The sequence below is a fragment of the Spirosoma arboris genome, assembly GCF_009754945.1.
Lineage (GTDB): Bacteria > Bacteroidota > Bacteroidia > Cytophagales > Spirosomataceae > Spirosoma > Spirosoma arboris.
The window spans coordinates 57,007-78,415 of the sequence record NZ_WPIN01000026.1 but is presented as its reverse complement, the minus strand read 5'-3'; the positions used below and the strand labels follow the sequence as shown (position 1 = coordinate 78,415).

19 protein-coding genes are annotated in these 21,409 nt (G+C 44.7%); 8 read left to right on the top strand and 11 right to left on the bottom strand.

Features of this window, described 5'->3' with window-relative positions; translation table 11 throughout:
* Positions 1-91 precede the first annotated feature (91 nt).
* Positions 92-685 (bottom strand): HNH endonuclease, encoded by a 594-nt coding sequence (locus GO755_RS37460; RefSeq protein ID WP_157590565.1) that lies wholly within the window; start codon positions 683-685, stop codon positions 92-94.
* Positions 686-988: 303 nt separating this feature from the next.
* Between GO755_RS37460 and GO755_RS37455 the strand changes: the two genes are divergently transcribed.
* Entirely contained in the window at positions 989-1,360 is a 372-nt protein-coding gene (locus tag GO755_RS37455; protein WP_157590564.1) for a CoA-binding protein, read from the top strand.
* A gap of 57 nt (positions 1,361-1,417) precedes the next feature.
* On the opposite strand, the gene GO755_RS37450 is transcribed toward GO755_RS37455, so the two are convergent.
* The 7 genes from GO755_RS37450 to selD all read right to left on the bottom strand — a co-directional run bounded on the left by GO755_RS37450 (position 1,418) and on the right by selD (position 6,945).
* Positions 1,418-2,425 carry a 3-oxoacyl-ACP synthase III family protein gene (locus GO755_RS37450; protein ID WP_157590563.1) on the bottom strand — a complete coding sequence of 336 codons (1,008 nt, stop codon included), beginning with the start codon at positions 2,423-2,425 and terminating at the stop codon, positions 1,418-1,420.
* Between the two features lie 105 nt (positions 2,426-2,530).
* On the bottom strand, positions 2,531-2,782 hold the full coding sequence (gene purS / locus GO755_RS37445; protein ID WP_157590562.1) for a phosphoribosylformylglycinamidine synthase subunit PurS: 252 nt from the start codon (positions 2,780-2,782) through the stop codon (positions 2,531-2,533).
* A gap of 55 nt (positions 2,783-2,837) precedes the next feature.
* Positions 2,838-3,536, bottom strand: coding sequence for a CDP-diacylglycerol--serine O-phosphatidyltransferase (pssA, locus tag GO755_RS37440; protein ID WP_157590561.1), 699 nt, complete (start codon positions 3,534-3,536; stop codon positions 2,838-2,840).
* A 38-nt stretch (positions 3,537-3,574) separates the two neighbouring features.
* Positions 3,575-4,213: an MBL fold metallo-hydrolase gene (locus GO755_RS37435; RefSeq protein ID WP_157590560.1), complete on the bottom strand. Its 639-nt coding sequence runs from the start codon at positions 4,211-4,213 to the stop codon at positions 3,575-3,577.
* A 101-nt stretch (positions 4,214-4,314) separates the two neighbouring features.
* Positions 4,315-5,016: an SAM-dependent methyltransferase gene (locus GO755_RS37430; protein WP_157590559.1), complete on the bottom strand. Its 702-nt coding sequence runs from the start codon at positions 5,014-5,016 to the stop codon at positions 4,315-4,317.
* 12 nt (positions 5,017-5,028) lie between these two features.
* Positions 5,029-5,796 carry an alpha/beta fold hydrolase gene (locus tag GO755_RS37425; RefSeq protein ID WP_157590593.1) on the bottom strand — a complete coding sequence of 256 codons (768 nt, stop codon included), beginning with the start codon at positions 5,794-5,796 and terminating at the stop codon, positions 5,029-5,031.
* A gap of 96 nt (positions 5,797-5,892) precedes the next feature.
* Complete coding sequence (selD, locus tag GO755_RS37420) at positions 5,893-6,945, bottom strand: selenide, water dikinase SelD (protein ID WP_157590558.1); 1,053 nt, start codon at positions 6,943-6,945, stop codon at positions 5,893-5,895.
* A 325-nt stretch (positions 6,946-7,270) separates the two neighbouring features.
* On the opposite strand from selD, the gene GO755_RS37415 reads away from it, so the two are divergent.
* The 3 genes from GO755_RS37415 (at position 7,271) to GO755_RS37405 (ending at position 12,899) form a co-directional block, all read left to right on the top strand.
* Complete coding sequence (locus GO755_RS37415) at positions 7,271-10,684, top strand: TonB-dependent receptor (RefSeq protein WP_157590557.1); 3,414 nt, start codon at positions 7,271-7,273, stop codon at positions 10,682-10,684.
* A 73-nt stretch (positions 10,685-10,757) separates the two neighbouring features.
* Positions 10,758-11,624 (top strand): glycerophosphodiester phosphodiesterase family protein, encoded by an 867-nt coding sequence (locus GO755_RS37410; RefSeq protein ID WP_157590556.1) that lies wholly within the window; start codon positions 10,758-10,760, stop codon positions 11,622-11,624.
* 15 nt (positions 11,625-11,639) lie between these two features.
* Positions 11,640-12,899 carry a ComEC/Rec2 family competence protein gene (locus GO755_RS37405; RefSeq protein ID WP_157590555.1) on the top strand — a complete coding sequence of 420 codons (1,260 nt, stop codon included), beginning with the start codon at positions 11,640-11,642 and terminating at the stop codon, positions 12,897-12,899.
* Positions 12,900-12,908: 9 nt separating this feature from the next.
* On the opposite strand, the gene GO755_RS37400 is transcribed toward GO755_RS37405, so the two are convergent.
* The gene (locus tag GO755_RS37400; protein ID WP_157590554.1) at positions 12,909-13,904 is read right to left on the bottom strand and encodes a patatin-like phospholipase family protein; all 996 of its coding nucleotides are present in this window, start codon (positions 13,902-13,904) and stop codon (positions 12,909-12,911) included.
* A 255-nt stretch (positions 13,905-14,159) separates the two neighbouring features.
* Between GO755_RS37400 and GO755_RS37395 the strand changes: the two genes are divergently transcribed.
* A complete protein-coding gene (locus GO755_RS37395) occupies positions 14,160-15,134 on the top strand; it encodes a polyprenyl synthetase family protein (protein WP_157590553.1) in 975 nt (324 codons plus the stop codon).
* Between the two features lie 17 nt (positions 15,135-15,151).
* Here the strand turns inward: GO755_RS37395 and GO755_RS37390 are convergent, their stop codons facing one another.
* On the bottom strand, positions 15,152-15,940 hold the full coding sequence (locus tag GO755_RS37390) for a sterol desaturase family protein (RefSeq protein ID WP_157590552.1): 789 nt from the start codon (positions 15,938-15,940) through the stop codon (positions 15,152-15,154).
* 212 nt (positions 15,941-16,152) lie between these two features.
* On the opposite strand from GO755_RS37390, the gene pafA reads away from it, so the two are divergent.
* Positions 16,153-17,805, top strand: coding sequence for an alkaline phosphatase PafA (pafA, locus tag GO755_RS37385; protein WP_157590551.1), 1,653 nt, complete (start codon positions 16,153-16,155; stop codon positions 17,803-17,805).
* 68 nt (positions 17,806-17,873) lie between these two features.
* Here the strand turns inward: pafA and GO755_RS37380 are convergent, their stop codons facing one another.
* Positions 17,874-18,641, bottom strand: coding sequence for a biotin--[acetyl-CoA-carboxylase] ligase (locus tag GO755_RS37380; protein ID WP_157590550.1), 768 nt, complete (start codon positions 18,639-18,641; stop codon positions 17,874-17,876).
* A gap of 103 nt (positions 18,642-18,744) precedes the next feature.
* Here GO755_RS37380 and rsfS point away from each other — a divergent pair, with 103 nt between their 5' ends.
* Positions 18,745-19,140, top strand: a complete 396-nt coding sequence (gene rsfS, locus GO755_RS37375) for a ribosome silencing factor (RefSeq protein WP_157590549.1) — start codon at positions 18,745-18,747, stop codon at positions 19,138-19,140.
* A 221-nt stretch (positions 19,141-19,361) separates the two neighbouring features.
* Complete coding sequence (gene ftsH, locus GO755_RS37370) at positions 19,362-21,392, top strand: ATP-dependent zinc metalloprotease FtsH (protein ID WP_157590548.1); 2,031 nt, start codon at positions 19,362-19,364, stop codon at positions 21,390-21,392.
* Positions 21,393-21,409: the final 17 nt, after the last annotated feature.

Here is a 21,409-nt window from a genome sequence, read left to right as displayed (position 1 = left end):
AATTGGTGAATCATACCTGACAACCCCTAAATTTTTGACAGATGCCTAAGCAGATAAGAATGATACAACACTAATCTGCTTACGTGTGATTCTACTCAATAGTAACGTGTTTCCAGTTTTCGCCCGACCGAATACGATTAAGTTGCGTATGCGTGATGCCAAATTGTTTGGCAATCATTTTTAGCCGGTTTTTATCGTTAAGCAGCAATTTTTTAATGATTTTAACCTTGCTCTCCGTCAGTTTGTAATTGCGGGTCTGTCGGGGTAGTTGTCGGTTTTTCAAGCTAGGGTTATTTCGATTGTGTTCAATCATTTCGTCTTTCGTCACCCATCGCAGATTCTGGTAATAATTATTCTGCTTGTCATGATCGAGGTGAATGACGAAAGTCTGATCAGGCTGGTCTCGCTTCTGGAACTGTTCAGCCACTAATTTATGAACGTATCGATTAAACGTTTTGCCTCCCGAACGAATATTAAGAGACCGATAGCCCTGAATAACAGATCCTTTTATTGGCTTTCCAGTGGTATTGACGGCTACACTAGCAGCACGTGTTGTGGGAGCTGATTGAAAACTGCGTAGCCTTCCATAATTTGAGACCTCATAACGAGGAGGATTCTCAATTCCTTCAAACACAATTGGTACCCATTTTTCATTCCAGAAGCTTTGGTTCCCTTTGGCATCCATGACCGAAATAGTTTTTATGGTCAGCCGTAAATCACAATCGAACAGGCTAAACCCAGTTAATGAGTGCTTAACAACTGTATGAGAAAATAGTTGTTAGTTTATTGATATATTGATTGTACCGCCCCGAAACTGGTAAAGCAAATGATCAATAATATAAGCTATTGATAATGACCTGACTTTGCTTAGAAGTAACGGTACTTATTCCTGTTTTTTACAAAGAATCGTATACTTCGAAACCACCCGTACAGTAGATTGGTTAAAAATGTACGGGGATGTACGCCTAATGTGTATATCCGTAGAAAAATGAACGCTCAGGTAAAGAAAACATTAGTAGTGGGAGCCACTGAAAAGGCAGGGCGCTATGCTAACCTAGCTGCTTACCGTTTACTTCGTCATGGCCATAACATAGAATTGCTGGGCCTACAGGAAGGTGAAATAGAAGGAAATCCAATTCATGTAGGTCAACCAGCTCTCGAAGACATTGATACCGTTACAATGTATGTTGGACCACAAAACCAACCCAAGCTTTACGACTATATTAAAAGCCTGAAACCCCGTCGGGTAATTTTCAACCCAGGTGCCGAAAATCCAGAATTTGAGAGACAACTTCGAGCCGAAGGTATCGAACCTATAGAAGCCTGTACGTTGGTTATGCTGTCGATAGGGACGTATTAGTGAAGTGGGTGGAGTAAGTGCAATTGTGGTTTTACTTACTCCACCCACTTCACTACTTCACCATTTAATAAGAGCTGAAGCCCACGTAAAACCGCTCCCAAAGGCAGCCAGGCAAACCAAATCACCCGAATTTATGCGGCCTTGCTCGAAGGCTTCTGTCAGAGCAATTGGAATCGAGGCTGCAGTAGTATTGCCGTATTGGTGAATATTATTAAATACCTTTTCTTCGGGCAAATTCATCTGCTGACGGACATATTCCGAAATACGGATATTTGCCTGATGTGGTACTAGCAAAGCCAGATCTTTTGCTTTATAACCATTGGCCTCCAGGCTCTCATTAATCACCTCCATAAATCGTACTACAGCGTGTTTAAAAACGGCATTTCCGTTCATACTCACGTTATAGTTACCTTCTGCTAGGGTTGTCTCGGAGATCCAACGCCCTTCGCGGCTGCTACCGGGATCACGTACATACAGTTCTTCTGCATAGCGTCCATCGGCGTGGAGATGGGTCGATAGAACCCGATGATCAGGATCGGTAGTAGCCTGTAAAACAGCCGCTCCGGCCCCATCCCCAAAAATAACCGCTACGCCACGGCCTGCATTGCTTTTGTCGAGAAATGTTGATTGGATCTCAGCTCCAACCACCAAAATGGTTTTATACATTCCCGTTTTAATAAATTGGTCGGCAATGGAGAGGGCATATACAAAGCCTGAGCACTGGTTTCGAATATCGATTACACCAATGCCCTCCAACCCTAATTCGCGTTGCATTAGGAAGGCCGAACCCGGAAAATAATAATCTGGCGTTATGGTCGCGTACACAATCAGATCAACATCTTTGGCCGCAACATTGGCGCGGTCGAGTGCCATACGCGAGGCTGCCGTTGCCATACTGGCATTGGTGTCTTTTCCGGGGGTGAAGTATCGTCGTTGTTTGATGCCTGTCCGTTCCTGAATCCAGGTATCCGACGTGTCCATATATTGGGTCAGATCGTCGTTGGTAACAATGTTATCCGGAACGTAAAAGCCTAATCCCTTAATACTTGAATAAATTGTATTCATTCGCTGTTAGCAAAATAATTGGCAAAAATAGTACTTTTTGTGGTGGCTATTCTCTTGAATAAACCGATTGTACTATTCTTGCCGGAAAAAGACAATGGTTGCCTTTTAAGCTGTGTGCAAGTCAAATGAATACTCTTCCATAATAAGGTTGGCGAGCAGTTGGCGACAAGCCGAATCGACTGTAGAGCGAGCCTGATCTTCGGTTTCTGCATCTACCTCGAGCCGGATGTGCTTTCCAATACGAACATTGTCGATGGTGTCCATCTGGAGATTATGAAGTCCCAGCTTAACGGCTTTACCCTGTGGGTCCAGAATTTCCGAACGGGTCATAATGTTAATTTCAGCGATGTATTTCATTTGAAGCAGTGAAAAGGGTGAACGAGTGAAAGAATGAATTTTGAGTGACCAGGCTTCACTCGTTCACCCGTTCGCTCGTTCGCTCTTTAGAAAAAAGTGATAGAACAATATAAAGCAGAATAATCAGCGGGATGGCTGCAAACTGCAAAAATAACAGGAGTAGTACAGAAGCGATTAGAAAACTGTATTTAATCTGATTTTCGGCCCAGCCAAAAGACTTGAACTTAAGCGCAAATAAAGGTACTTCAGATACCATCATGAACGAGAACGCAATCATCATTCCGAGTCCAATATCGTTTTTCCAAATTGCATCGAACTGAGGTTGATAGCGTTCCATTAGCGGGAAAGCAGCAATAAGCATCGTATTGGCCGGAACAGGCAACCCAATGAACGACTCCGACTGGCGTGTGTCAATATTAAAATTAGCTAGTCGTAAAGCTGCCAGAACGGCAATCAGAAATGCCCCGTAAGAAATGAAATCTAACTCCTGAAACCAGGCAAGCTGAAAGACGATCGTGGCAGGTAAAACACCAAAGGTTACAACATCGGCCAATGAATCCAGTTCCTTCCCAAACGGACCAGATACATGTACCAGTCGAGCTACGAACCCGTCACCAAAATCGAGAACAGCGGCTAGCATAATTAGCCAGGAAGCCGTTTCCAGGTGACCACGTAGAGTCATGACCAAACCAATACACCCGCACAGCAGGTTGCCGCAGGTCATAGCATTTGGTAAGTGTTTGAGTAGTTTCATATATGTAAAAACGGGCTTTTGGCCCGTTTGACCCATTTCTACATTTTTACATACGGATTTGTTCGTTTTTCCTGGCCAATTGTCGTTGGCTCCATGTGGCCGGGATAAACAATGTAATCGTCGGGTAGTGTAAAAAACTGAGTTCGAATACTATTGATGAGATCTGCATGATTACAATACGGAAAATCCGTTCGACCAACGCTTCCCCGAAATAATACATCGCCACCAATCACATAACGGTCTGCATGGTTTACAAACGCCACATGACCCGGTGCATGCCCTGGCACAAAGATGACATCTAAAACTGTATTACCGAATCGAATCTGGTCACCCTCTTTCAGAAAGGCGTCAATTTCGGAGGGTTCATAGCCGCGCAGATTGTAAAGGGCGCACCGCGTCGGTACGTCGTTGTAGATCACCATGTCAAGTTCATGGAGGTAAGCTTTGACTCCGAATTTGCGTTTCACATAGGCAACGCCAAAGACGTGATCGAGGTGAGAGTGGGTAAGTAGCAGGTACTTGAGGCTGAGTTTGTGATCCGTTATAAATCGTGCCAGCGCTTCTTTTTCCACCTGTTCATAACAGCCTGGGTCAATGACAACTGCCTCACCGGTAGTATCGTCAGAAACGATGTAGGTATTTTCGTGAAACGGAGAAAATTCGAAGGCTTGAACCATATACCAGTTAGTAAGTGGTAAGTAAATAAGTGGTAAGTGTTGTTTACGTCGATACAGTTCGCCACTCACAACTTACTACTCGTTGACTTACTACTATATTTTCACAAAAGTAGGAACACTGTTGGTTTTTTGCGTAAGTCAGGCACCTGTGATTTCCATTCCCTGATGGTGAGTGTACGAATGAAGGCATCGGACGCGGTCAGATTGCTAGCTACACACAAGCGTGTATTGGGTTGGCAATTGGCCAGAACATCCGAGAAGAGTGCATCGTTTCGGTAAGGGGTTTCCATGAAAATCTGGGTCTGCTGCCGGAGTTGTGCTTCTTTTTCAAGATGACGTACCGTACGGGCGCGATCCTGCCGATCGATAGGTAAGTAGCCATGAAACACAAATGATTGACCACTCATACCTGACCCCATTAGAGCCAGCAAAATAGACGATGGGCCAACCAGTGGTTCAACCCGCCATCCTAATGAATGCGCCATGCCAACGACCACGGCACCAGGATCTGCAACGCCTGGGCATCCGGCTTCTGACAATACACCCGCATTTCGTTTGCGTTCAGTTAATTCCTGAATTTGTCGGCGCGTGTCTGCGTGAGGAGTGTCTTTATCGAGATCGAAAAAGGTTGTTTCGTCAATAACACGCTTTGTTTTCAGGCCACTAATAAATCGCCGGGCTGAGCGAATATTTTCGACAAAATAAGCGTCGGTTTTTTCAATGATTTCCTGTACATGCGGAGGTAATACCTCATTGACTGTATCATCGGCGAGCAGAGTGGGGATGAGGTAGAGGGTGGGCATATTTAAGGAGCGTTAAGCAATAAACTTCATTAATACCTCTACAAACTCGACAGGTTTTTCAGCCTGAACCCAATGACCTGCACCCTGAATGGTTTCAATTTGAGCGTTTGGGAAAATGCGTTTAATAACCGGAATGTCTTCATCCAGAATATAAGGCGATTCGCTACCCCGCATAAATAAGGTTGGCTCGGTAACGATTTTAGGATTTATTAGCTCTTCGCCAATGCCATGTAGTTCACGCTCGATAACAGGAATATTGATTCGCCAATCGAATTTGCCCTGTTCGTTGCGATATAGGTTTTTTAGAAGGAACTGTCTTACCGGAAGCAAAGGCTCGTATTGTTGCAAAACAGCATCGGCCTCGTTACGCCCCTTTATGCTGGCAAGGTCAATGGCTTTTAGGCCACGGATGAGCTCAGCGTGGTGAACTGGGTAAAACTTTGGGGCAATGTCGACAACAACGAGTTTTTGAAAGGTGCCAGGATAAAGCATAGCATACTGCATGACCGTTTTGCCACCCATGGAATGGCCAACCAGAATAGGCTTATCCAGATTATGGTCAATAAGAAATTCACGCAGATCGACAGCCATACTCTGATAATCCTGATCGTTGCTTCTGGGTGATTGGCCGTGGTTTCGCTGATCAAGAGCGAATACACGATAGCCGCGTGCAGCAATTGTTTTGCTGATAGTCAGCCAATTGTCTGATGACCCAAAAACGCCGTGTAGTATAACAATGGCTGGACCGGTCTCACCGGTTTGACGGGAAAATAATTTCATAGCCTTAAACACAAAGGGCGCAAAGTTAAGCCGCACCGGCGGACCGGCAAAGAAGACCTTAGTTGCCATTGACAGTCCGCCGGTGCGGCTTAAAAATCAATTTACATAAACAACTTTTTCCCGCTGTTCGACTAGCTCACCAAACGGTTGTAGTGTAAACCCGTTTTCCAGAGCTACGCGTTCAAATTCTTCCGTACTTCCCGGCTCAACGGCAATAAGTAGACCTCCAGAAGTTTGGGGGTCGGCCAGAATATAGCGTTGTACTTCAGTTAGTTCACTAATTTTATGGCCATAACTATCCCAGTTACGAACAGTGCCGCCGGGGAAACTATTCTGCGCCAGATACTCCTCAACCATTGCCAGTTTAGGAACCGTATCAAAATTGATAATCGCACTTAGCCCAGACCCTTCAGCCATTTCGGTAAGATGCCCTAGTAGGCCAAATCCCGTTACATCGGTCAGAGCCTTCACATACGGTAGTTTTCCTAAAACGGCCCCGAATTTATTAAGCTGAGCCATTTGAACAGGCGCTATGGGAGCGTGTTCGGACTTAAGAATTCCTTTTTTCTGAGCGGTTGTCAGAATTCCGACGCCAAGAGGTTTAGTTAAATATAACTGGCATCCTTCAGTAGCTGTATTATTCTGCTTGAGGTGATCGAGTCGAACCTTTCCGGTTACAGCCAGTCCAAAAATTGGTTCGGGGGAGTCGATGCTATGACCACCAGCGAGGGGAATACCTGCTTCCAGGCAGACTGCACGGGCACCTTCGAGCACCTGTCCTGCAACATCGGGCGGTAATTTGTCTAATGGCCAGCCCAGAATCGCTATAGCCATAATCGGTTCGCCCCCCATGGCATAAACATCACTGATGGCATTCGCCGACGCAATTCGCCCGAAATCGAAGGCATCGTCGACGATAGGCATGAAAAAATCAGTTGTACTAATGATGGCTTCACCATTGCCAAGGTCAAGGACAGCAGCGTCATCGCGGGAGTCGTTTCCGACGAGTAAACTGACATAACGTGGCTGGAAAGCAGTTGCATTTGTATGCAGAATCTGGTCCAGAATTTTGGGCGAGATTTTGCAACCACAACCCGCGCCGTGGCTGTATTGGGTGAGCTTGAAAGCCGACTTATCAGTTGATAGCATAAGAGGACAAAACTAAGAGAGAGAAACGACCGATGAGGTAAATTAGGTAGATATAATTATACCCTTACTTGATAAACTACCACACTCTACCTGACAGCTATCTAAATGGTAATCTGTACTTAACAATATGATAATCGTTAATATAGAACGTAAGCATTTTAAAATGAGATTATTTGTAGAATTTTGTCTATTGATTTGTCTAAGGTGGTACTTTTTTAAGAAGGCTCACTTTTTTGCCTCAAAAAAAATAGCATATTTGTCATTAAATTGAGAAAACATCTGATGGGTGAAAATCTCATTACTTACTAACAAAACAAACACTTCTATGTCTAAAAAACTACTGCAATTTCGAGTGGCTTTTATGCTGATCGGCAGTATACTGTTGGCTGTACTCGGCGGAAGCGGAGCTATGGCTCAGGTAACGTCATCGGCTATTAATGGTCGAGTGACCGATTCAAAAGGGGAGGGCTTACCTGGAGCAACAGTGGTGGCAGTTCATACGCCATCGGGGAGTCGCTATGGTACGATTTCCAACACGTCAGGTTTTTACACGTTTCCCAACGTTCGGGTAGGTGGTCCTTACACTATAACTGTAACATTTGTCGGTTTCAAAGAGCAGGTTAAAGAAAATATTTTCGCAAGCTTAGGAACGACTGCCGATGCTAACTTCAAACTGGCTGATGAAGGAACCAGCCTAAATGAGGTGGTTGTATCAGGTAACCGGAATGATATTTTTAGTTCGGATCGTACGGGAGCTGCTTCTTCTTTTGGTCGGGAAGCGATCAATACATTGCCTACAATTGGTCGTACACTTACCGATATTACTAAATACAATCCGTATGGTAACGGCCAGTCATTTGCTGGTCAGGACCCACGTTTCAATAACTTCACGATTGACGGTTCTGTATTTAACAACGGATTTGGTTTAGGTAGCTCAGCATTAGCCGGTGGACGGACAGGTACAACTGCTGTATCTATTGATGCTTTAGATCAGATTCAGGTTAACGTAGCTCCTTTCGATATTCGCCAGTCAGGTTTCACGGGTGCTGGTATCAACGCAGTAACTCGCTCGGGTACCAATGATTTCTCCGGTTCGGTTTACCATCTTTTCCGTAATAAAGGGCTGGTTGGTAACACAGCAGCTGGTAATTCGATTGGTACAGTCAATGTGGATGAAAAAACATGGGGTTTCCGCCTGGGTGGACCAATTATCAAAAATAAACTGTTTTTCTTCATCAATGCAGAACAGTTCACCAGTAGCACACCAGCCTTGAGCTATGTTGCCAAACAAGATGGTGCTACGGGTAACATATCGAACGTTCTATACTCTGATCTGGCCGACCTGAAGAGTTTCATGCAGACGAACTTCAATTTAGATCTGGGCGCTATTGATAACTACAACAACCAGGTAAAAAGTACGAAAGGGTTGATCCGGTTGGATTACAACATCAATGATAACAACAAACTATCTGTTCGTTATTCTCATCACAATTCATCGTCGGATCAGGTTATCAGCAACAGTAACAGTAGTAACACGGCTGGTAATGGTAACCGGAACCTTTTCCCAACCTCGCTTTCGCCACAGAACACGGGTTATATCATTGCTGATAACACGCGTTCATTGGCTGTGGAGTTGACCTCTAACTTTGGCGGTGGTAAATTTGCCAATGACCTCGTTGGTACGTATAACAAGCAGATCGAAGACCGGACGTATAAAACACAACTGTTTCCAACGATCGACATCGCACCCGGTGGAACCACCTATACATCCATTGGTTTTGATCCATTTACGCCGAATAACAAGTTGAACTATTCGACGTTTAACATCACCGATAACCTTAGCTATTTTGCAGGTAAGCATACGATCACAGCGGGTTTAGTTTTTGAACACTATACATCGAATAACGTATTCTTCCCATCATCGAACGGGGTGTATGTGTATAACTCCATTGCTGACTTCAAGGCAGCGGCTTTAGCGTCACTTAGCGACCCAACCAGTACAACATCGCCGGTTACGGTAGCTAAATACAACCTACGCTATTCGTTGATTCCAGGTGGTGCTGAACCGTTACAGCAGCTGAAGCGGAACTTGTATAGTGCTTACGTTCAGGACGAATTGCAGGTTAACTCAAACTTTAAATTAACGTATGGTTTGCGGGCTGATCTTTTCTCGTATGATAACAGTACGGCGAAGGATTTCAATAACCCAATTGTTGCTGGTCTAACCTTCAAAGATGAAAATGGAGCTGATTATCATATCACAACGGGTACTTTCCCTAAAGCCCGTGTTCTGCTGTCGCCCCGTTTAGGTTTCAACTTTGATGTGAAAGGCGATAAGACAACACAGATTCGGGGTGGTACGGGTATCTTCGTATCGCGTATTCCTGAAGTGTTGATTTCTAATCAGTTAGGTAATAACGGGGTTAACACTGCTCTTATCACAGTGAATAATACAAACGCTTATCCGTTTGTTACCGATCCTAGTAAGTTACCGGCTGCTGTTCGCCCACCTGATGTGAGTGACCCAACCAAACTGAACGATATTATAAAAAATCTTCTACCTTACACAATCAACGCATCGGACCCTAATTTGAAGTATCCACAAATCTGGAAAACGAACCTTGCTATCGATCAAAGATTGCCAGGCGGCCTGATTGCGACAGTAGAAGCCATTTATAACAAGAACATTCAGGCACTGCGCTACATTGATGCTAACCTGCAAGGACCTACTAAAACGCTTAGCGGACCTGATACCCGTTCTCTTTTCCCTGCTTTTGGGGTAGTAAGCAGCGGCACAGGTGCTGCTAATACAGTAGCTCAAGCCCGTTATATCAATCCACAGATTGCCAATGCATTCGTACTGAAAAATACGAATAAAGGGAATTCGTATATCGTAACGTTCAAACTGGAGAAACCCGTTACAAAAGGCTTTGGTGGAATGCTGGCCTATACATACGGACAAGCTCGTGATCTTGCTTTCGTGGGTAGCACAGTTCAGGCCAACGTACCATCTATTTACGGACAAAACTACCTGACTACAGCGTATTCTGATCAGGATCTTCGTCACCGAATCAATGGCTACGTTAACTATCGTCTGAACTACGGTGGCCGATTTGGTGGATCTACTGCCGTTACGTTGGCTGGTACTTATGCTAGTGGTAGCAAAATTTCATATGTCTACAGCCAGGATCTTAATTTGGATGGTCAGACCAACAATGACTTGATCTACGTACCAAAAAGCGCGTCGGAATTGACATTTAGCCCACTTACAGTAGGAACAGGAGCTAATGCTGTAACGTATTCACCAGAGCAACAACAGGCTGCTTTCGATGCATACATTGATGGTAATGCTTACCTGAAAACCCGTCGGGGTCAGTATGCTGAGCGTAACGGTGGTGCTTTCCCATGGTTAGCCCGTTTCGACTTCACAGCTATTCAGGAATTCTATGTAGCGGTTGGTAAGAATAACAAGCGGAACACGATCCAGTTCCGTATCGATATTCTGAACGTTGGTAACCTGCTTAACAATGCGTGGGGTGTAAGTAATTTGCAAACTACGTTTAACCCATTGTCTCTGGTAAGTGTAAATACAACAACAGGTGTACCTTCTTATCGGTTGGCTACACAGACTATAAATGGGCAGACGGTTCTGTTAAAAGATTCGTTCACGAAAAGCGCTTCACTCAACAGTGGTGACGTTTATCAGGCACAAATTGGTCTTCGTTATATCTTTAACTAAGCCAATTGAGATTTCTAAAAATCCCCCGCACAGCGACTGTGACGGGGGATTTTTTATTTAACAAGATGGAGTTATGAAAAGGAACATTTTCATTTTACTAATGCTCCTCATCACGAATGAGGGAATGGCACAAGTGCAGAACAGATTTCACGATAGTAAAGCTGTTGATGCCTTTTTTCACTATAAACCAGGTCGAAAACGACCGCTCATTTTAGCTCATCGGGGCGGACCTGGTTCAACTGATACCGAAAATTCAATCACTACATTCGACAAAACAGCAAAAGCGCTTCCTGATGCTATTATCGAGATGGATGTGCGAATGACGCGCGACAGTGGCTTTGTTTTGCTTCATGATGCTACACTGGATCGGGAGTCGAATGCAAAAGGACCCGTTGCCGAACAGACACTAGCTGAGCTGAGAACCATTAAGCTCAAAACGCTAGCCGGAGAATTGACTAATCAGTCTATACCAACGTTCACCGATATACTGATCTGGAACAAGAATCGCTATATGTTAGCATTGGATGTAAAGCCAGGAACAGACCCACTACGTGTCATGAAAGAAGTGGAGAAACACCATGCCATCCATTCAGTTTTTGTCATTTGCTATTCATTCACGGAGGCTCAGCGGGTACGTGATCAATATCCGACACTATGGCTAGCGGTTGGTGTGAATAGCATGGCTGATCTGGATAAATTAGAAAGCAATCCGTTGGCGTCGGGCCATTTAATTGCGTTAACCCCGCAGAAACTTCAACCAACTACCTATTATGAACGATTGCACAAACTCGGCATTCTGTGTTCTGTTGGTACATATGGCCCAAATCAACTGGATGAAAAGTCAATGGCAGAGGCCGCTATTGGCTACCGAGATGTATTTAGGCAGGGTGGCGATATACTAACTACCGATCGGCCCCAGGAAGTAGCTGACTTATTTTAATCGCTTTGCCTTTTTATGCGATTTATTCGACTGATATTTTTGGGGCTAACTGTGTTTTACGCCGTTACTACAGTAGCGCAACAACCAGGAAAATCGCTGCCTATTTGGCAGGTTGGGCAACTCGATATTCATCACATTAATACGGGACAGGGCAATGCCACCTTTATTGTATTTCCGGATGGAACCAGCCTATTAGTGGATGCGGGGGCTATTAATCCGATTGACTGGCGGACGAACAAACCACGAAATATTCCAGTAAAGCCTACAAATGATCGACAGGCCGGCGAATGGATTGCACGCTATGTGCGAACTAGTTTACGGTTTAAAGCTGAGCCTGTAATCGACTACGCCATTATAACTCATTTCCATGACGACCATATGGGGTCGCCATCAAACGTCACTAAGCGCGGAGCAGGGGGCTATGTATTGACGGGAATTACTGAAGTAGGAGAGTACATTCCTATTCGCAAGATTCTAGACCGAGGATGGCCAAAGTATAGCTATCCACGCTCTTTTGCCAGTGATTCGATGGTGGCTAATTACCGCCGATTTCTGAATTGGCAAATTCAGCATAAAGGTTTAAATGTAGAACTGTTTCAGGCTGGTCGGAACGATCAGATTACGTTTGTTGAACAGCCGAAATTAAGCCAGAACTATCCGGTAGAGGTTCGAAATCTGGCTGTCAATGGCGAAATCTGGACTAAAGTTCGAAACGAAACCTGGTCTCTTTTTCCTAATCTAACGACTTTGCAACCTGCCGAATACCCTAATGAAAATATGTGCAGCATTGCCTTCCAGATTCGTTATGGTGCCTTTGATTATTTTTCTGGAGGAGACATTCAGGGCGTGCTTCAGTTTGGATCACCTCCCTGGCACGATGTTGAAACACCCATTGCGAATGTGGCTGGGCCAGTAGATGTTCAATTAGTCGATCATCATGGGTACGCTGATTCAGAAAACGGAACATTGCTGGCTAGTCTGCGACCACGAGTGCTGGTGGTTCCAGCCTGGGCATCCTCGCATCCGGGGCGCGATGTACTTGAGCGAATATTGTCCGCACAAAGCTACACGGGAGAACGCGATGTGTTTGCCACCAATTTGCAGGAAGAGGCTAAAGTCGCTATTCGGGATTTATTACCTCGGTTAAAAAGCGAATCGGGCCATGTTGTTATCCGGGTTCAACCGGGAGGAGAATCGTATCAGGTGTTGATTTTGGACGATACTAATGAATCGTTTACCGTGAAGGCGGTTCATGGGCCTTATCGCTCTCAGTAACCACATTGCCTAGGGTAAAAACGTCGTATTACCATTGAGTCGCTTCATTTTCAGCATATCGGTTCCAGCCTGATATCCCTGAACAATCATCTTGCTAATGTCCTCGGAGGTGAATTTCATCAGATTTAGAAAAAGAGGTTCGGTTGGTCGGATAATTGTTAAGTTGAGGCTACGATCATGAAGCTTTTCACGTTCAGCATAGCGTTCGGCCCAGGCAATGTCGTTATTAACCAGTTGATTGACAGTTATATCTTTTACCCGGTCCATCAAATTCAACAGGTTCCGGTAATTAAACTTCTCGTTATATATTTTCTTTGCATGACAGGCTATACAGGCAATATCAGTAGCACCGTCTTCAATAGCTACTCGCAACGGCGCTACTTCGCGCAGGCCACCATCCAGAAATGCCCGTCGATGATCGCCCCCGATTTGGACTGCAGGCATCAGAAACGGTAGCGAACTGCTCGCATACACGTAGTCCAAAAAATTAGGATCGTTGGCATCGGCATAATACATATCGCCCTCAATAATGTCAACTGCCCCGACTTTCAGGGTTACAGGTCCCGTTTTGATGGCTTCCACATCGACAAGGCTGCGAATAAGGTTCTGAATAGGGGAGTTGTCCAACAATCCATCGAACCGGCTCATAAGGGTATTATACCCCATCCGAAACCGTGATCGGATAACAGCCACATCACTGGGTTTTGTGATATTCCGAATCCAGAATTCAATTAAATATTTGCCTACTTTTGTCCAGTCAACCTGGCCTGTTTCGGCTTGCTGACGGGCGGCTTCATTTGCAATAAAGGTTGCATTGAGACTTCCAACCGAAATACCGTAGAGTTTACTGGGAACAAAGCCCGATTCAAAAAGTGCCATAACGGCCCCAACCTGAAATGCACCTTTCAATGAACCTCCACCTAATACAAGGGCGTGAATCGATGAATTTGTTTTTGGCTGGCTAGCGGCTACTTTCGGAACGGGAGGAGTTGGATTGTCAATCATACGAAACAGAAGTAGGTGGCATAAACGACTTACCTGGACGGTAAGTTGAGTGTTTTCAAGTAATAAACAAAACGAATTGATGCTCGGATAGTTATGAAAAGGTTGTCTGGTTTTCTAAACGGCTTTTTCGGCGTCTGCTCTTTCCTTACTATAATTGCCAAAGAATAGCCGATAGTCGTTAGTCAATAGCCGTCGGCAGCAGGTACGAACGACTGGCGACTATTGACCAACGACTATCGACTGACTCCCCATATAATGTCCCTTACCGTCGCTGATATACAGGCTCCTATTGCTGTCGAAATGGAATTGTTCGAACAGAAGTTCCGGGGGTTGATGAAGAGTGACGTCATGCTACTCGACCAGATTACGAAGTACATTGTGAAGCGGAAAGGAAAACAACTCCGCCCGATGTTTGTGTTTCTGATGGCCGGCGTATGCGGACAAATTAACGAATCGACCTACCGGGGAGCCTCACTCATAGAATTGTGCCATACCGCATCGCTTGTTCACGACGATGTAGTTGATGAGTCTAACTATCGACGGGGCTTTTTTTCAATTAATGCGCTCTGGAAAAATAAAGTAGCTGTATTGGTCGGTGATTACCTATTGACTCGTGGCCTGTTTCTGGCAGTTGATAACAATGAACACGACCTGCTTCGTATTGTTACGATGGCTGTTCGCGAGCTGAGCGAAGGGGAATTACTTCAAATTGAAAAAGCCCGGCGACTGGATATTACCGAAGCCGTTTACTATGAAATTATTCGCCAAAAAACGGCCTCGCTTATTGCAGCCTGCTGTGCCGTTGGCGCACAATCGGTAGGTGTCGATAAAACAATGGTCGAGCAGGCCCGAATCTTCGGCGAAAAAGTTGGTATCGCCTTTCAGATTAAAGACGACCTGTTTGACTACGGCACTGCTGAAGTTGGAAAGCCACTAGGCATCGATATCAAGGAGAAAAAGATGACGCTACCGCTTATTTACGCACTAAATAAGGCGGGTTTTCTGGAGAAACGTCGAATTATCAATATTATCAAGAACGAAAGCGAAAAGCCAAAAAAGGTTGATGAGGTCATTTCTTTCGTTAAAAACTCTGGCGGAATCGAGTATGCAACCCAGGCAATGAATCAGTACGTCACCGAAGCACAGGCGCTATTAAACGCCTTCCCCGATTCTACGTATCGACAATCATTACATCAACTTGTGCAGTATACGATAGATCGTAGCAAGTAAAATGAATAACGAATTCATCATTCATCATTCATCATTTTCTTTGTTTTCTCTCCGAACAGCTTGTGAAAATCGGGACTTTCCGTTTTCATCCACTTGTCCCAGAAAGTGAAGTACAGGCCATAGTTGAACCGAAACTGTGTATGGTGTAAGCTATGGTGCGTTGCCCCAATGAGCCATCGTCCTAGCCAGTGATGATCAAAGTTTCGAGGGTAAATTTCTGTATTCAGATGATTAACCGCACTCGATAAAGTCATAATCAACAGAATAATCCCTACCGCAGAAATATGTAGAGGAACCACGAAGGTTAAGGCTGGAATGATAATAGCCTGCAGTGTACTCTCAATAGGGTGAAACGAAAAGGCGGTCCAGGGTGAGGTTGTAATACTGTCGTGATGTGTTTTATGAACCCACTTGTAAACGGCTGGCCGGTGCATCCAGCGATGAAGCCAATAATAATACGTTTCGTGGATGAATAAAACCAGTATTATACTGATTGGAAACCACGCCAGTGGATAGTCACGAAGGTTTGTGTAGATTTTTGTATAACCAGCCTGATAAGCCAGAATCATACCCATCGCGATAGCTGTAAAGATGAGTGATGTTAGCAGCGACCAGCCAATCTCACGCCAATCCTGTCCCGGCTTACGAGGGCGTGTTTGCACGGCCCGGTGAGCAAACTGGGTTTTCATCGACACCTTGAACAGCCACCAGAACGTCAATGAAAACAGGACATAACGTCCAAAAATAATAATCAATAACAGCAAAGCTGTCAGCCAGAATGTAGCAGGCCCGGAAATCTGAATCATACCAAACAATGGGGTAAACTACTTTGCCATTAAGTCAACAGAATCAAAACCACAATGTTGGAAAAAAAATCCCTTTTCGATAGGGTAGACTAAGAAGTGTGGGAAATTGCTCGGATTAGCCTTCATAAAGGCTTCACGTTCATCCTTAGATTGTCCAACAATTTGTTTTGTACATTTGCTTAAAAGTTACCCAACCCCCAACAAACGACCTCATGCGTCTGATTTCTTCCATTTTGATATCGTCTTTGCTCACGATAACAGCCTTAGCACAACCCCCAAAAGCGCCTGTAATTGCCCGTTCACCATTAGATAAGCCTAAGCTCGTTGTCGGTATTGTGATTGATCAAATGCGTTATGATTACCTCTATCGATACTATTCTAAATTTGGTACGGGTGGCTTTCGGCGATTAATGGATCAGGGGTTCAATGCGAGGAATAACCATTACCATTACGCGGCTACATATACTGGTCCTGGTCATACTGCTATTTACACAGGTTCTGCTCCGGCTCTTAATGGCATTGTTGGCAATGACTTTTATGAGCGGAACCTTGGTCGCTTAGTATACTGTGCCGAAGATACGACCGTAAATACGGTAGGGAATACAGGTACTGCTGGCAAAATGTCACCCCGCAATATGTTAGTTACGACTATTGGCGATCAACTCAAACTTGCTACCGATGGGCGGGCTAAAGTTGTTGGAATTGCCTTGAAAGATCGGGGTGCTATTTTACCCGCTGGTCATGCCGCCAATGCTGCTTATTGGTTCGATTCGAAAGATGGTAATTTTATCAGCAGTACATTCTACCAACAGGAGCTACCGCAGTGGGTGCAGACGTTTAATGCCCAAAAACTTCCTGAGAAGTTTATTAGCCAGAAATGGCAGACTACATTGGCGATGAACCAATACACAGAAAGTACCTCCGATGATAAGCCCTACGAAGCAACAATGCCGGGGGAGTCAAAGGCCGTATTTCCACATGAATTTGTTGTTCAGACAGGTAGTAGTAAATATGAAGTGCTGCGCACCAGCCCTTATGGCGATCAAATTACGAAAGAGTTTGCCCTGGCTGCTTTGAAAGGTGAGCAACTAGGACAGCACGACGTGACGGATATGCTTTGCCTTAGTTTCTCATCTCCCGATTATATCGGGCACGCATTTGGCACACATGCCATAGAGACTGAAGATAATTACATCCGACTCGACAGACAACTGGCTGATATTTTTACACAACTAGATGCTACAGTGGGGCAGGGACGATGGTTGGCCTTCCTGTCGGCCGATCACGGTGTGGTCGATGCACCCGGCTTTTTACAAGAGTACCGTATTCCGGCTGGCGTAAAGAGCTATGGAGAAATTGGCGAAACGGTTAAAGCTACGCTCGAAAAAGCGTATGGTCCAGGACAGTGGATGTTGTCATACATCAATCAGCAGGTTTATCTGAACCATACGCTGCTGACCGAGAAGAAGATTGCCATGCAGGATGTGTACGAACTGCTTAGGGCTGCTTTACTCAAGCAGAAAGCGGTCGTTAATGTGGTCAATTTGCACAACCTGGGCGCCGAAGCGATGCCACTGTTACAGGAAAATCTGTTTCGGAATGTGTATCACCCCAATCGGAGCGGTGATTTCTATGTCATGCAACCTCCTGGCTGGATTGAGGGCCGAAACAAAGGTACTACGCATGGCACTACGTATGCATATGACACACATGTGCCATTCCTGCTCTACGGCTGGGGTGTCAAACCCGGCCAAACTTTACGTCGGACACATATTCATGATATTGCCCCAACCATTACTGCCCTTCTTGGACTCCTCGAACCCAGCGGCTGCATTGGCAATCCCGTAGAGGAAGCAATAAAATAGTGGACTAAGTGAAATGGGTGAAGTAAGTGTAATCGATAAACCGACTGCACTTACTTCACCTATTTCACTTAGTCCACTAAAAAACTCACTTCTTTAAAATTAAAATACTGCACCTGATCATCGCTTGAGATGGCCAGACGTCCGGTTGCATCGATACCAATAATTGTTCCCCGAAAAGTATGACCACTGGCTTCGAATGTGTGTTCTTCCTGGTAACGGTATAATATTTGTAGATAATTGATTTTTAGCACATCTCGTTGGCCCGACCGTAATTGGAGGTAACGTTGTTCGAGAGTTTCGCAGAGACGGCTGAGTAAACCTGGCAGATCATATGAATTCGGTAGGGGAGCCTGTAATTGTAACGACGTGGCAGTTGAGTACCCAAATTCAGTTTGATTTACATTTAGGCCCATTCCCACAATCGACCACTCGATGTTATAGCCGTGTAATATGTTTTCGATTAGAATCCCACCTAATTTCTGATCGCCAACATAGATGTCATTTGGCCATTTAATACGTAATGTATCACCAGCGAGTGGTTGGAGAGCGTCGTAAATACCCAACGAAATAGCTATGTTGAGCCAGAATTGCTCGGTTGCGGCTAGAAAAGAAGGCTTAAGAATAAGCGAAACGGTTAGATTCTGCCCAGACTTTGCTTCCCACTGATTACCACGCTGGCCGCGCCCTGCCGTTTGATTGTCTGTTATGACAAGCGTACCTTCGCTTGGGTCTGTTTGGGCAATCAAAGCAGACGCTTCGTCGTTAGTAGACTGACAGCTTGGCAGATATTGGATTATTTGTCCAAGAAAAAACGTTTTGGGATAGATTTTGTACAAAATATTGTATAGTTTAGTAGTAGAGCTAATGAATGGTGCTTCAGACAGTATGTCCTTTAGGCAAAGTACCCGCTGATTAGTGTAGCAATGTTAAACCGAAAGCATGAGAATTAATAACAATAAAGAGTTTACCCCCGAGCAAATACGTGATTTCGTTGTTCGCGGAATGCAGGAAAAAAAAGGGCATGACATTGTAGTAATGGACTTGCGCAACGTTAAAAACGCCATCTGTGATTATTTTGTCATTTGTTCGGGTAACTCTGATACACAGATTGACGCCATCTCAACGTCTATTGAAGAAGAAGTTTATAAAGCTAGTAAACAAGATCCCTGGCATAAAGAAGGCAAGTTAAATCGGGAATGGATTTTGCTGGATTATGTCGATGTCGTAGCACACGTGTTTAAAAAAGAACGTCGGGCTTTTTACGATCTTGAGCAACTTTGGGGTGATGCTGAAATTCATTTAATTGAAGATAATGAACTGACAGTGGCGTCCTGAAAATTAGGTAGTCAGTTAGAGGGTTTTGTAAATGAGTAGTATTTTAATTGCAAAATGCCTTTACACTAAACAACCTATTTTCCTATGTGTATTAAATTAAACAGGTTTATTTTAGGCCGTCTATCGGACTGATTAACCGTCTATCCTAACCGTTTTGTGAAAGAAACATTCAATTGTAAAACGGTGTTACTTGTTGAAATCCGTTTGTATAACCTGAAGAAATGGCAGAAAATAATAATAGAAATCCGTTAGTACCTCGTGGAGGGCCTCGTAAGCCTAACTTTCAGGGTTGGATTGTTGCGTTGCTGATTGCCGCCATTCTTGGCATTACGTTCTTTAACAAAAGTTCGGCCACTCGCGAGACATCGCAGAAGCGGTTTGAGGCTATGGTGAAAGATCATGAAGTGGCCGAAGTAGTGGTGGTGAATGATAAAATTGCGGAAGTAACGCTTACGCAGCAAGCCGCACAAAGCCCGAAATACCGATCTATGTTTACCGAGAAACCTTATTTCGGTAGCGGTCATGGCCCACATTTTCAATTCCAGATAGCATCTGGCGAAACCTTTAAGAAGGACCTTGATGCCATGCAACAAGGTGTACCTGCTAATGAAAAGGTTGATTATAAATTCGAACAACGTAGCGACTTTGGTAGTATTATCAGCACATGGGGATTCCTGATTGTGATGATACTAGCTATGTATTTCTTGTTGGGCCGAATGTCGGGCGCAGGTGGACCTGGTGGACAGATTTTCAACATCGGTAAGTCGAAAGCTGCTTTGTTCGATGCTGATAATAAGGTAAAAATTACTTTTAACGATGTCGCTGGTCTGGATGAGGCTAAGGAGGAAATTAAGGAAATCGTTGATTATCTTAAAAATCCAACCAAGTTCACCAAACTTGGCGCTAAAATCCCAAAAGGAGCTTTGCTGATTGGACCTCCAGGTACAGGTAAAACCTTACTTGCCAAGGCTGTTGCTGGAGAGGCAGGCGTTCCGTTCTTCTCCCTGTCAGGCTCTGACTTTGTCGAAATGTTTGTTGGCGTAGGTGCTGCTCGTGTACGTGATTTGTTTAAACAAGCTAAAGAGAAAGCTCCCTGTATAATCTTTATTGATGAGATCGATGCAGTAGGTCGCTCGCGTGGTCGTGGTTCTATGCCCGGTGCTAATGATGAGCGTGAGAATACACTCAACTCGCTGTTAGTGGAAATGGATGGTTTTGCTACGGATTCAGGAATCATTATTCTGGCCGCTACAAACCGTCCTGACGTACTTGATTCAGCGTTATCGCGTCCTGGTCGTTTTGACCGCCAGATCAGTATCGATAAGCCAGATATTATTGGACGGGAAGCGATCTTCCGGGTTCATTTGAAACCGATCAAATTGTCGCCTGATGTTGATCCTAGAGAACTGGCTGCACAAACGCCTGGCTTCGCTGGTGCCGAAATTGCTAACGTTTGTAACGAAGCAGCTCTGATTGCTGCCCGTAGCGATAAGGAAGCCGTTGATATGAAGGACTTCCAGGATGCAATGGATCGGGTAATTGGTGGTCTGGAAAAGAAAAACAAGATCATTTCTCCTGAAGAAAAAGAAATTGTTGCCTATCACGAAGCTGGTCACGCTGTGGCGGGCTGGTTCCTCGAACATGCTGATCCACTCGTGAAAGTGACGATTGTTCCTCGTGGAGTAGCAGCTCTTGGTTACGCACAATATTTGCCACGTGAGCAGTATCTATATCGTACCGAGCAACTCATGGACGAGATGTGTATGGCATTGGGTGGTCGGGCTGCTGAAGATCTCATTTTCGGTAAAGTATCGACCGGTGCGTTGAGCGACTTGGAGCGAATCACCAAACTAGCTTACAGTATGGTGACTATGTATGGCATGAACGACAAAATTGGTAATGTGTCATTCTACGATTCGAAACAATCGGACTATGCTTTCAACAAGCCATATTCAGAAGAGACGGCCAAGCATATTGACGAAGAAGTTCGTAAGATAGTCGACATCGCTTATAATCGCACTAAAGATTTGCTAAGTGATCACCGCGACGCCTTAGAGATTATTGCCAAAGAGTTGCTTGCGAAAGAAATCCTGTACCAAAATGATTTGGTTCGTTTGATCGGGAAGCGTCCTTTTGAGCGCGAAACCGTTTATCAGGCCTACAAAAACAAAGGTGTAGCTGAAGAAGTTAAAGAAGAGATCGGTAAGGAAGCCAAGCCTGCTGAAACAGAGCCTGAATCGCTGCCGATATAAGTTTTATAAACCAATAA